The sequence below is a fragment of the Niastella sp. sgz303648 genome (assembly GCF_059587045.1).
Genome location: NZ_JCAPSW010000017.1, coordinates 20238 through 34362, shown reverse-complemented (window position 1 = coordinate 34362; position 14125 = coordinate 20238). Strand labels below are relative to the sequence as shown.

The following is a 14125-nucleotide window of genomic DNA, read 5'->3' as shown; positions in this document are numbered from 1 at the left end:
TTAATTTTCTTATTCGTTTAAAATTTCTGATACCAGCGACACCAACTCATTTCAACTACTGTTGCGTCGCACACTTCAACGTTCGGCTCTCCTACTCTACTCTTCTAGTCGCCTCCTGTGTTTCTCCTCCCCCACCGGAGGAGGTCGGGAGGGGGCCTATTCAAATTTCAGGTCAAGTCCTAATCCTCTCAACTCATGCACCAATACGTTGAACGATTCAGGAATACCGGCTCTTGGAATATTATCACCTTTTACAATTGCCTCATAGGTTTTTGCACGGCCGATAATATCATCCGATTTAAGGGTGAGCAATTCCTGCAGAATGTTCGATGCACCGTATGCTTCGAGCGCCCAAACTTCCATTTCACCAAAACGCTGACCACCGAACTGCGCTTTACCACCCAGCGGCTGCTGTGTAATAAGACTGTAGGGCCCGATAGAACGTGCGTGCATTTTATCATCAACCATGTGGTGCAGTTTAATCATATAAATTACGCCCACGGTTGCTTTCTGGTGGAAGCGGTCGCCGGTTTCACCGTCGTACAGGAAAGTATGACCAAAGCTTGGTAAACCTGCGTTATTAATGTATTGAGCTATTTCATCAGTAGTAGCTCCGTCGAAGATAGGCGTAGCGAACTTCACTCCCATTTGCAAACCAGCCCAGCCAAGTACAGTTTCATAAATCTGACCCAGGTTCATACGCGAAGGTACCCCCAGCGGGTTCAGAACTATATCAACCGGTGTTCCGTCTTCGAGGAACGGCATATCTTCAGCACGAACGATCTTGGCCACAATACCTTTGTTACCGTGGCGACCGGCCATTTTATCACCCACTTTCAGCTTACGCTTAACGGCGAGGTATACTTTAGCCAGCTTCAACACACCGGCTGGTAACTCGTCACCAATCGAAATGTTGAACTTCTCTCTTTTATATCTACCCAGCTCTTCGTTGTACTTGATGTTGTAGTTGTGCAACAGGGTGTTGATGGAATCATCGATAGAAGCATCACCTGTCCAGCCCAGCGGATTCACGTTCTGGTAATCGATCGAGCTCAGGTTCTTTACATTGAACCTGGCACCTTTACCAATCTGAACTTCACCGAAGTTGTTGTTTACACCGGCAGAGGCTTTATCTTTTAATAAAGTCTGCAGTTTATTCAACAACTCTTCTTTCAGCTCTTCAACATTCTTTTCGTGAACTTTCTCCAGTTTTTCCAGAGCTGCTTTTTCACGAATTTTTGCGTTCTTATCTTTCTTGGCGCGCTGGAACAGTTTTTTACCGATCACCACTCCTTCTACACCGTTCGGAGCTTTCAGCGAAGCATCCTTGGCATCACCGGCTTTATCACCGAAGATGGCGCGTAACAGTTTTTCTTCAGGAGTAGGATCGCTTTCACCTTTAGGGGTGATTTTACCGATCAGGATGTCGCCTTCTTTAATAGCGGCGCCCAGGCGGATGATACCATTTTCATCGAGGTCTTTGGTAGCTTCTTCCGATACGTTTGGAATATCGGGGGTCAGCTCTTCTTCACCCAGTTTGGTATCGCGAACTTCCAGTTCATATTCAGATATGTGAATAGAAGTGAACAGGTCTTCCTTAGCCACTCTTTCACTGATTACAATGGCATCCTCGAAGTTGTACCCTTTCCATGGCATGAAGGCCACTTTCAGGTTACGGCCCAGGGCCAGTTCACCAGCCTGAACTGCATATCCTTCGGTAAGGAAATCGCCTTTTTTCAGGCGTTGTCCTTTTCTAACCGCAGGTTTATGGTTGATACAGGTTTCCTGGTTGGTTTTTATAAACTTGGTCAGTCTGTAAATCTTAAGATCGTCTTCGAAGCTCACCAAACGGTCAGCTTCAGTACGATCGTAACGAACGTGTATTTCGCTACCGTCAACATACTCAACAACACCTTCACCTTCTGAAAGGATCTGCACACGGGCGTCGCGGGCAGCTTTGGCTTCCAAACCTGTACCCACGATGGGGTTTTCAGGGCGGATCAGCGGAACGGCCTGACGTTGCATGTTCGATCCCATCAGCGCACGGTTGGCATCGTCGTGCTCAAGGAACGGAATCAGCGAAGCACTCAAACCAACGATCTGGTTCGGCGCTACGTCCATGAATTCCACTTCGCCCTGATCGAGGATCGGGAAGTCGCCGGTTTGGCGCGAAGTGATTTTCTCTTCCACAAAGTGTCCTTTTTCATCGAGCGGCGAACTTGCCTGGGCGATCTTGGCGTTGTCTTCTTCTTCGGCACTCAGGAAGGTGAGCTTTTTCAGGTCAACCTTTCCGTTATCTACTTTATGATAAGGCGTTTCGATAAAGCCCATTTCGTTGATCTTGGCGTGTACGCACAAGGTAGAGATCAAACCGATGTTCGGACCTTCAGGCGTTTCGATAGTACACAAACGGCCGTAGTGGCTGTAGTGTACGTCACGCACCTCGAAACCTGCTCTTTCGCGGCTTAAACCACCGGGTCCGAGGGCCGAGATACGACGTTTATGCGTGATTTCACTCAGCGGGTTGGTTTGATCGAGGAACTGCGACAACTGTGAGGTTCCGAAGAACGAGTTGATCACAGACGACAGCGTACGTGCATTGATCAGGTCAACCGGCGTAAATACTTCATTATCGCGCACGTTCATTCTTTCGCGAATGGTACGGGCCATACGGGCCAAACCAACGCCGAACTGAGCGTACAACTGCTCACCCACGGTACGTACACGACGGTTGCTCAGGTGATCGATATCATCAATTTCAGCTTTACCATTGGTTAAACGAACCAGGTATTTGATGATCTCGATAATATCTTCCTTGGTCAATGTTTTTTGATCGAGCGGCTGATTCAGGTTCAGCTTGCGGTTGATCTTATAACGGCCAACTTCGCCCAGATCATAACGTTTATCGCTGAAGAACAGCTTGTCGATGATACCACGGGCTGTTTCATCATCCGGCGCATCGGCACCGCGCAACTGGCGGTAGATGTGCTGAACGGCTTCCAGCTCACTGTTCGAGGTATCTTTATTAAGCGTGTTATATATAATTGCATAGTCACCACCCACATCTTCTTTCTGCACAAACACGCTCTTCGCATCCATGTCGGCGATCATATCAACAGCTTCTTCGTCAAGAACGGTGTCGCGCTCAAGCACAACCTCGTTTCTTTCGATAGAAACCACCTCACCGGTATCCTCGTCAACAAAGTCTTCAACCCATGTTCTTAATACACGGGCTGCGAGGCGTTTGCCAAGATATTTTTGCAGTGATTTTTTATCGCCTTTTACTTCATCGGCCATTCCGAACAGTTCCAGAATGTCTTTATCTGTTTCGTAGCCGATCGAACGCAATAACGTAGTTACCGGGAATTTCTTCTTACGGTCGATGTAGGCATACATCACGTTATTGATATCGGTAGCAAACTCCATCCAGGCGCCTTTGAAAGGAATTACGCGGGCTGAATAGATTTTTGTACCGTTGGGGTGAATGCTCTGGCCGAAGAATACACCAGGTGACCGGTGTAACTGCGATACCACAACACGTTCGGCACCGTTGATCACGAAAGTACCACGGGGAGTCATATAAGGAATGTTCCCTAAAAACACATCCTGCACGATGGTCTGGAAGTCAACGTGCTCCTCATCATTACAACTCAACCTCAGTTTCGCCTTCAGAGGAACGGCATATGTTAATCCGCGCTCCATACACTCTTCAATGGTGTAACGGGGCGGGTCAATAAAATAATCAAGAAATTCCAGTACGAATATGTTCCTGGTATCCGTGATAGGAAAATTTTCCTTGAATACCTTGAACAACCCTTCGATGTTACGTTTATCGGGGGTGGTTTCTAACTGGAAAAATTCTTTAAAAGATTGAATTTGTACTTCGAGTAAGTCAGGAGCTTCAGCTAAATTTTTGATCTTACCGAAGTTGACCCTGTTTGACAATTTTGTTGAAGACATATTGCTTAAAACCGGTTTTTTTAATGTTCGACGTCAAATCATCTATAGACAAAAAAATTATCCCTTGAGAATTTCATCCCTTTCCTGTTCATTTGAACTGTAAAGGCTAAACTCCCAAAGAATTGAAAAAGAGGCAGTTATGTGAATATGGCCATGTATCAACTATACCTCTGCTAATTAGCATTTGTGAAAAATGGAGGGCAAAGGTAAGAAATATACCTTAATTACCAAGAATTAATTGCCCAAAAATCGGACCGGAAAAGATCCCTGCCAATCGGGTTGAGATAAGGGCCTGGCAGGTTGAGGAAAGGGACTTCAGGTGGGGTAAAACCCGGATACCTGAACAGGGTGTAAAGATAAAAATAAAGCCGCAAAGCATGATTACTTTGCGGCTGAAAAATATGTTTTACTCAATTATACTTATTCACATATACCTGTTACCTCATTAAATACCAGGGTATCCCGAATTTTGTGGTCTCAGGTTCGGATTGTTTTGCATTTCAAGCGTAGGTAACGGAAAAAGCAAATGCTTTTCGGCCAGTACCGCTTTGCTTTCGGGCAACACATGACCAACAAAATTCTCAAAGCTGTTGGTGGATTCGTTATAGGCTTTTTTCAACCGGATCATATCGAACCAGGTTACGCCTTCGTAACACAGCTCGTGCCAGCGCTCTTTCCACACAGCTTCCCTGAAAGAAGTTTGAGTAAAGCTGCCCAGCGCACCGGTTGTAAGCCCTGCCCTGTCGCGTATACTTTTTAATGCATCCAGCGCACTCTGTGTAGGGCTGGTTGCTACTTCGTTCTGCGCCTCGGCATAAGTAAGCAATACCTGTGCATACCGCATGTTCATCCAGTTCAATCCACTGTTAGCTGTACCTGCCAAACCTTCTTTGCCGTTGGCCAGTGAGTCGAAATGTTTAAATATATATGGAGCCCCCAGGTTTTGCAAAGTGCCATTGCCACCCGACCAATACGAAGTATAAAAAAAACCGTGTCTGTCAACCGTTCTTAAATCACCCGGTTCAAATGAATTATAAAACTGAGTGGTAGGCACGGTAGAGCCGATTTCGGTACCGTATGCCGAAATATCCTTGAAGTTTGGCAACAATATAGCCTGGTTGTCATTATTGGCCACACCGGCGAGGTATTGTATTTCAAAAATCTGTTCTCCTTTATTTTCGTTGGCCTCATCGTGCAGGTACATGTAATTGGGAAAAAGACTGAAACTACCGCTGGCAATTACTTCCCGGGCCTTATCGGCAGCAAGCTGGTAATAGGCGGTTCCCTTATTAAGCGGATATCCGGCCATTGTTAAATATACTTCTGCCAGCAGCGATTTCACAGCGCCCAGCGAAGCACGTCCTCCGGCATCTGTCCAGGCCAGGCCCGAAGCTTCAGCCGCCTTCAGATCGGTTACCACCTGCATGTAAATTGAGTCTTTGGTTGTTCGGCCGGCAAATATCTTTGAATCGGTTGCTGTCAAAACTGATGTAGTAAGCAAAGGCACATCGCCAAACAGGCGTACCAGATAAAAATACGACCAGGCACGTAAAAACTGCGCTTCACCCAATACCCGCTTTTTCCAGGCATCATCCATTTTTATACCAGGCACCTTATCCAATACCAGGTTGGTTTGGGCAATCACGCTGTACAAACCCGTCCACCAGTTAAGCACAAATACATTGTCACCATTGTAGCTAAGACCGAGCAGGTTGTTCAGATCGGTATTTTGTCCGGTTTCGGTTTTGGCCGTACCGGTTGGCATTTCGAGCATAGAGAAATTGTTGGCAAATATGCCGGCGCCATTGCCAATGAAACGTGTTCTGTCGTAGGCAGCAGCGATGGCCGCATCGGCATGCCCGGGCAATGTATAATAATTGTCGGGCGAAAGGTTCGATGGATCATTATCCTCATCTACCAGCCATTTTTTACAACCACCGGCTGTAAACACGAAAGCACATAACAGTAGAATATATAGAGAATTTATTTTACAAATTTTCATATGAGCTTATTTAATGTTAATTTTTATAATCCCACACTTATTCCCAGCATGTAAGTTGTTGGCTTGGGATAATCAAAGAATGTTTGTCCCTGTGCAAAGGCATTGCTGTAAGTGGTTACTTCGGGATCATTGCCCGAGTACTTTGTTTTAAGGAAAAAGTTCTGAACAGAAGCCGTTACTCTTATCCGGTTCACTTTTAACCTGCTTACAGTACCGGCGGGTAAATTATAGCCCAGCAATAAATTCTTTCCGCGAATAAATGAACCGTCTTCTACCCAGCGGGTATCAACATTGGTTACATAACCTGCCCGTGTATCGCGAATGGCTGCGATCATGGTATTGTTATTATTCTTGCTGGGTTGATAATAATCGAGCACCGAGCTGAAGCTGTTGGCAATACCGGTTCTGTCTTCACCGGAGTGATGGCTTTGGTTCAACACGTCGTTTCCGTACATATAACCGATCTCAATAAGCAAATCGAAGTTTTTATATTTGAAACTATTGATGAAAGAGCCCCAGCCTTTAGGATTGCCATTACCAATGATCACCCTGTCGAGATCATTGATAGCATAATCACCGTTTACATCGAGGTATTTTAAGTCGCCTGGCAAAATGGGTTTACCGCCACGGTAGCTGGTATACTTCGCAGCCTCTGCTCTTTCTGCTTCTGTCCAAACACCCAGGCGTACAAGCCCCCAGAACGAACCAACTGGCTGTCCTACCTGAATGATTCCTGTGTTTGATAAAAAGTTGGGATTACCTGAGAAGATAGGTGCCGGCGTTGCAAGCGAAAGCACTTTATTTTTGTTCAGAGAAATATTAAAAGTGGTATTCCATGTAAAGTCTTTGGTATTGATATTAACTGTATTTAAAGTAAGCTCAAGCCCTTTATTCTCCATGCTGCCCACGTTTTTCATGATAGAAAGATAGCCGGTTGATCTTGGCAATGGCGACGCCAGCAGCATGTCGGTTGTTTTGCGATAATAATAATCCGCTTCAAAGCTGATCCGGTTGTTGAGCAGGCCTAATTCAACCCCGGCATCGGTTTGGGCCGTTTTTTCCCATTTCAGATCGGGGTTGCCTAACCGGTTCGATCCCACGCCGCTGAAACGCGAATTGTTGAAGATAGCGGTGTAAGATCCCAGCAAAGGATCTGATGAATAAGGATCAATTTCTGAGTTACCGGTTAAACCAGTGCTCACGCGCAGTTTAAGATGAGAAATGATTTTGTCGTTTTTGAGAAAATCTTCGCTCGATACTTTCCAGGCTACTGCTGCCGAAGGGAAAAAAGCGAACTTATGGTTATCGCCGAATTTTGAGCTGCCATCAACACGACCGGTAAAAGTTACGAGGTACTTTTCTTTGTATCCATAGTTCAACCGGCCAAAGTAAGAGTTGAAAGCAAAGCCGCTTTTACCCGAGCTCGATGCATTTTGAACACTACCTGCTCCCAGGTTATAGTACTGGAAAAAGTCGGTCGAAAAATTCTGGGCGCTGGCGTTTACCGATTGATAATTGGTCCCCTGCCACGAAAGCCCCACCAAACCATTCAGCGAATGAGCCTCCCCAAAATTTTTGTTGTAGTTCAGGAAAGTTTCGCTCGACCAGTATATTTCCCTGTTATCAAAAATGCTGGCGATACCGTTCTGGTCCATCGATATATTATGAAGCGACCGGCCGCTGAACTGGTTTTCCTGCCGTTGCACAACGCTTACACCTACCTGGCTTTTGATATCGAAACCATTTCCGAGTAAAAGATTTATATATGAATGACCCAGCATATTCTGAACGTTCACAATGTATTTTCTGTCGGTCAAAATGTGTACGGGGTTTGAACCGCCTTCGGCACCGGGATACAGGTAGTTATCTCCCCACGATCCATCGGCAAACTTAACCGGCATAAAAGGGAATGCTTCTGTGATCATACGCACCGAGTTCAGTCCGCCGGTTCCCTGATCAACCAGATTTTCTTCCTGGTTATTATAACTTACACTACCGCCGATCCTCAACCAGTCTTTGGGTTTTAAGTCAAGAACAAAGCGGGCCGAATAACGTTTCAGGTAAGAATTAAGCAGTAAGCCATTATCATCGCGGTAGCCCAGGAACAGGCCATATAAATTGTTGTTGCTTCCACCGGTTACACCAATCTGATGGTTTTGCGAAAGCTTGTGTTGTAACGATTCTTTCAGCCAATCGGTATTATACAAAGGGTTACCATTGGCATCGAACAGGTTGGGCAAACTTTTTCTTTTTACCCGGGGATCTGCTACTGATGAATAATTACCGGCAGCCCATCCTGCCGGATCGTATACTTTTATATTATCGTAAGCCAGATTTTCAAGATCGAGGTATTGTTGTGCATTCAGCATGTGCACTCTTTTGGGACCGATAGTGGGTACGCTGTAATTACCATCGTACGTTACTTTGGCAGGTCCGTTTGTACCCCGTTTAGTGGTAATGAGCACAACGCCATTGGCGCCACGGGCACCATAGATGGCAGTTCCCGATGCGTCTTTCAGCACTTCTACCGAGGCTATATCGTTCGGGTTGATGTAGTCGATAGAATTACTGTTGAGCGTTTGGTTGCCGATGGGAATGTACACGCCATCTACCACATACAATGGATTGCTTGATGAGTTGATGGAACTGAAACCGCGCACACGAATACGGGTTTGACCACCCGGCCGGCCCGAGTTGGTGCTTACCTGAACACCGGCTATGCGACCCGATAAAGCTTCATTCACCGAAGCAGAGGGCCGTTCCTGCAGCTGCGTGGCTTTAACCGAGCCTACCGACCCGGTCAGGTCTTTTTTTCGAACGGTACCATAACCGATCACAACCACTTCGCCGAGGGCAGAATTATTTAACTGCAGCTGAACATTAAGCGTAGCTTCCTCCCCTACCTTAATTTGCTGGCCTTCATAACCCGTGTGGCTAAAAACAAGCGTTGCGCCCGGGGGAACACTGATACTGTAATTTCCATTCATGTCGGTTGTTACGCCGGTACGCTGACCTTTAACGGTAACCGACACACCGGGTAACAACGTCCCGTCTTTGGGGTCGGTGACTTTCCCGTTAATAATGCGGTTTTGTGAAATAGCGCAAACTGAAATGAACATTGCGAGAAAACATAGAAGAACTAACCTTCCGACTGGATAAAACTGCTTTTTCATATGCAAGTTTTGGTTTTAAAATAAATACTACAACGTTTTAGCAAAAAGAACAGTTGAATTTATATTGTCTCTACTCCTGAAACAGACATTCATTCTGCTACCAAAAAATGTTAGGCAATAAAATAACAGGCACATGGCATCGCATGTGCCATGGAGTTATATACTATACTCCATTTATACCTGGGTCCGGGTGGGGATGTATAATTGCAGGTACATTATAATGCAAAACTCATGGCCTGATCCTGCATTCACTAACTGCACCGCATTCAGGGGCCGGATTTCATGGCTATGCCTTTAGTAACCGGATTAAAATATCCTGCCGGATATTTATAAAATACGGAACGGATTAATAATGCTATCAGCTACCAAATACCAGAACAGTAAAACAAGGACGGCGAAACAGGTTTACGGGACCACCTGCCGCGAAGAGTCATTCCTACAATACATATGGCTATAATTTGAAGAAGTCTTTTCTAAATAATAATCTGTTGAATTGTAGGACTAAAGTACAAATTCTAAAACGATTTTGCAAAATATTTCGAATGAACTTACAGTTAAATTGCCTTGAAAACTCATCAAATAGCGGAATTCAACAGTGCATGGCGTAAGGTACGGGCCTGAAAGCCTGCATACCTGAGCATTTTATTCAATAAAAAAAGAAGAATTGTCTGTTTCTGTAATTGCTTACCGATGCCGGGTTAATCAACGCAACATATACCGGTAGGCTGCTTATTTATTAACCTTCTGAACGTACTCGGTAGTTCCGCGTACGATCAATGCCGGTGATACTTCAATTTTGGTTTGACCTGCTGTATTGTTGCCTTTGCCCAGCTGATTCATGAGCAGCTCAAGGGCTGTTTTTGCAATTTCTTCGGCCGGCTGGCGAATGCAGGTAATACCGGGCGGATACAGCCGAAATACATCGTGGTCATCGAAGCAAATCATAGCAAGGTCGTCGGGCAGTTTAAAACCCAAACGGTGTATGCTTTCGAGCCCGAGCAATCCGAGGTAATTGGTTGCAAAAAATACAGCCTCAAGGTCGGAGGTATTTTTTATAAAGTCGGTGATTTGCTGAATGCCGCTCTCTTTGGCGCCATCATAAGGCAGCGTAAGCACCAGGTTGTCATCGGCAAGATGGTGGTTTTTCATGCTGTCGTGGTAGGCTCTTAACCGTTCTTCCATTTGCACCAGTTCAAGATCAACGGTAACAAACCCTATGCGGCGATATCCTTTTTCGATCATATGTTCCATGCCCTTCATCACCCCTTCATAGTTATTTACCAGTACATGTGGTACATCGATACCGGGGAAATAACTGTCCATTAAAACCACCGCTTTATTGTCGGCAATCAATTCCCTGATTTCCGGTTCCATGCCGGGTGTGGGGGTAATGATATATCCGTCGACCTGGCGCTGCGACAGCATGCCGATTAATTCTTTTCCTTTCTGGTGATTATTTTCGGTACTGGTATAAACTATTTTATAGCCAAAGCGGGCGGCTTCATCTTCAATGATCCTGGCAAGTGAAGCAAAAAAGTTACCTGAAATAGTTTCAACGATCAGTCCGAGTATCTGTGATTTACCGGTTCGCAAGCTAACTGCTACCGGGTTAGGATGATAACCTTCTTTTTTTGCAACCTCCATTATTTTTCCGGCAAGTGCTTCGCTAATTCGCATTTGCTTCGCTTTGCCATTCAGCACAAATGATACGGTTGAGGGCGACACACCGGCGATGCGTGCGATATCTTTGAGGGAGACCCGTTTCATATTAGATAATATATTATATAAAGATGACTACTAAACTATGAAATTAAACCTTATTACCATTGATTTCGCACTATAAATTCCGATTGGCGGCGGCTTCTGCTTTTATATCCTCCTGAAAGCAAGGGTATTTCCATAAAAAAACCCCGCCATGGGCGGGGTCATTATAGCCAGTTTGTAGCTTCTTACTTTACTTCTACTTCAGCGCCAGCTTCTTTCAGCTTAGCAACCAGAGCATCAGCATCAGCTTTGCTGATACCTTCTTTAACTGGTTTCGGAGCGCCATCAACTAAATCTTTAGCTTCTTTCAAACCTAAACCGGTTAATTCTTTAACCACTTTCACTACGTTCAGTTTGTTAGGGCCACCATTTTTCAGGATAACGTCGAACGCAGTTTTTTCTTCAGCAGCAGGAGCAGCAGCGCCAGCAGGACCAGCAGCAACAGCTACAGCAGCAGCTGCAGGCTCGATGCCGTATTCTTCTTTCAGGATTTTTGCTAACTCGTTAACTTCTTTTACAGTTAAGCTTACTAACTGTTCTGCGAATGCTTTTAAATCTGCCATTGTTGTAAATTTTTCCCGCCTTCATTGTTCCGATAGCCTGATCGGAGCTCCGGCGGATGTTTAAAAAAATTTGTGTTCTTAACCTTCAGGCTCAGGTTAATATTTTGAGATTTCGGGATTTCGAGATTTTTGGATTTAAATCCCAAAATCTCAAAATCAAAAAATCAGAAATTATTGCGCTCTGTCTTCCAGTGCTTTGATCAAACCAGCCAGTTTGTTGCCGGCGTTCAGGCCGCTGATAACATTCTTGGCAGGAGATTGCAACAGACCGATGATTTCCCCGATAAGATCGTTTTTGCTTTTCAGAGAAGTCAATGTCTTCAATTGATCGTCGCCCATAAATACATCGCCATCGATGAAAGCTGCTTTCAACACGGGTTTCTCCTTGGCGTCTTTTTTGCCTTTAGTAAGGGCAGTGCGAAACTCAGTGAGGATCAATGCGGGCTCTTTCGCATTTTCGCTGAACATTAAAGCGGTTACGCCGTTCAGTGAATCGAACATGCCGGCATACCTTTTTTCGTCGAGGGCTTCGAGCGCTTTACGAATGAGGGTATTTTTGGCCACTTTCATTTCAACCTGCTTGTTAAAGCATACCCGGCGCAGTTTGACAACCTGCTCAACCGTTAACGACTCTGTATTGGTAACATAGAAATTGTTGTATTGAGAAAATTTCTCCTTCAATACTTCAATTACTTCATTTTTTTCCTGTTTTGTCATAACGCTGATTTTTTATTTGTTTCGCTTATAACCTCTTCCCCATTGAAGCCGGGCTATATTGTTGCGTTATTAAAGTTTAGTTCATTAAAGATTTTGTGTCTACAGCAATAGCAGGACTCATGGAGCTGGCCATGAATATGCTTTTCAGGTAAGTGCCTTTTGCTGAGGAGGGCTTAGCCTTGATAATGGCGTCGATCAGCTGGTGGCTGTTCTCGGCAATTTTTTCAGGGGTGAAGCTTACGCGACCGATAGAAGCGTGGATGATACCGGCTTTATCTACCTTGAACGCGATTTTACCGCCTTTTACCTCGTTAACGGCTGCTGCTACATCATTGGTAACGGTACCTGTTTTGGGGTTGGGCATCAGGTTACGGGGACCTAATATTTTACCCAGCTTACCAATTTTAGGCATTACAGAGGGGGTTGCAATAATAACATCCACATCAACCCAGCCACCTTCGATTTTTGTAACAAACTCATCGAGACCTACAAAATCAGCACCGGCTGATCTTGCATCGGCTTCTTTATCGGGTGTGCATAATACCAGCACTTTTTTGGTTTTACCGGTACCGTGGGGCAGGGTTACTGTACCACGAATGGCCTGATCGGCTTTCTTAGGATCTACACCCAAACGGATATGTAAATCAACCGACGCATCAAATTTTGTTGTATTAACGTTTTTCACGATCGAGGAAGCCTCTTTCAGTGAATACACTTTGTTTTTATCGAGCTTTGTTTCAGCTGCTTTTCTTTTTTTAGGAATTCTTCCCATTGTCATTCAGTTTTAATAATCCCGACCATGCCGGGAATTGAACAATTAATTTTCCCAGGGAGCTTTACCTTCTACAGTAAGACCCATGCTGCGGGCAGTACCAGCCACCATGCGCATGGCGCTTTCAATGGTAAAACAGTTCAGGTCGGGCATTTTGTCTTTCGCAATAGCCTCTACCTGCGTCCAGTTAACCTTTCCTACCTTGTTGCGGTTAGGTTCTTTTGAACCGCTTTGCAATTTGGCAGCTTCAAGCAGCTGAACTGATGCCGGGGGAGTTTTAATTACAAACTCGAACGACTTGTCGGAATAAACTGTGATTAATACTGGGAGAACTTTGCCCATTTTATCCTGCGTGCGGGCGTTGAATTGCTTGCAGAATTCCATGATGTTGATACCCTTGGAACCCAGTGCAGGACCTACAGGAGGAGCCGGATTGGCCTGACCACCTTTTACCTGTAGCTTTACGAAGCCGGTAATTTCTTTTGCCATGTTTACTGATTTATTGGTTCAAGCGATCTTTCATAACGCCTGTGGCGCGATTACTTAATCTCCCAAATTCCTCTATCCGCCAACAGCGACGGATTTTAAAGAACTTTCTTTTGGGGTCGCAAAGATAGTAAAAGGTTTTTATTAAACAAACACCAATTAAAAGGGCAAAATAGTATAAAAATCGCGTCCCGGTTCGGTTTCAGCCACCCAATAAACCACCCCAGGGGGCCATTCCTGAAGCACAAACACCAGGCAGCCGGCATATGATGGCGGTATGGCCGAAACAACTTTATGTTATAACAACAGTTGTAATAGAGTTACACAAGCAGCATGAAACATTCAAAGTAATGTTCAAACTAATCAACTCAATTTGTATGGAACCCAAACTATTTGATCTATCTGTTCAGTATACTTTATAGTTAGCCGGTTAAACGCTTTATGTTTAATTGTTGCTACTACATCATTCCTGTTAAATAATATCATTCAATATGGTTGTAATACCCGCAGCAGTACAAAAAAGGGCACCTTTTACAGGGGTCCGGGGGCTATATCCGAAGCGGGTCATTTTGAACAGAACCCGGTACCAGCAAATGTTTCAGCCGATTTTCATGTATAGCATATTCACCTGACAGCAGGCAATGGTTATATGAGAATGATCACATAAAATAATGCTCTTAAAACCTAT

The 14125-nt window shown here is 44.8% G+C and carries 8 protein-coding genes; all 8 read right to left on the bottom strand.

Annotated elements, in window-relative coordinates; genetic code table 11:
* Positions 1-156 precede the first annotated feature (156 nt).
* Complete coding sequence (gene rpoB, locus AC59IL_RS32275) at positions 157-3960, bottom strand: DNA-directed RNA polymerase subunit beta (protein ID WP_496556377.1); 3804 nt, start codon at positions 3958-3960, stop codon at positions 157-159.
* Positions 3961-4405: 445 nt separating this feature from the next.
* A complete protein-coding gene (locus AC59IL_RS32270) occupies positions 4406-5962 on the bottom strand; it encodes a RagB/SusD family nutrient uptake outer membrane protein (protein WP_496556376.1) in 1557 nt (518 codons plus the stop codon).
* 23 nt (positions 5963-5985) lie between these two features.
* A complete protein-coding gene (locus tag AC59IL_RS32265) occupies positions 5986-9081 on the bottom strand; it encodes a SusC/RagA family TonB-linked outer membrane protein (RefSeq protein ID WP_496556375.1) in 3096 nt (1031 codons plus the stop codon).
* Positions 9082-9864: 783 nt separating this feature from the next.
* Complete coding sequence (locus AC59IL_RS32260; protein WP_496556374.1) at positions 9865-10902, bottom strand: LacI family DNA-binding transcriptional regulator; 1038 nt, start codon at positions 10900-10902, stop codon at positions 9865-9867.
* A 182-nt stretch (positions 10903-11084) separates the two neighbouring features.
* Complete coding sequence (rplL, locus tag AC59IL_RS32255) at positions 11085-11462, bottom strand: 50S ribosomal protein L7/L12 (RefSeq protein ID WP_496556373.1); 378 nt, start codon at positions 11460-11462, stop codon at positions 11085-11087.
* Between the two features lie 171 nt (positions 11463-11633).
* Positions 11634-12179 (bottom strand): 50S ribosomal protein L10, encoded by a 546-nt coding sequence (rplJ, locus tag AC59IL_RS32250; protein WP_496556372.1) that lies wholly within the window; start codon positions 12177-12179, stop codon positions 11634-11636.
* A gap of 76 nt (positions 12180-12255) precedes the next feature.
* Positions 12256-12951, bottom strand: coding sequence for a 50S ribosomal protein L1 (rplA, locus tag AC59IL_RS32245; protein WP_496556371.1), 696 nt, complete (start codon positions 12949-12951; stop codon positions 12256-12258).
* Between the two features lie 45 nt (positions 12952-12996).
* On the bottom strand, positions 12997-13440 hold the full coding sequence (gene rplK, locus AC59IL_RS32240; protein WP_496556370.1) for a 50S ribosomal protein L11: 444 nt from the start codon (positions 13438-13440) through the stop codon (positions 12997-12999).
* Between the last annotated feature and the right edge of the window lie 685 nt (positions 13441-14125).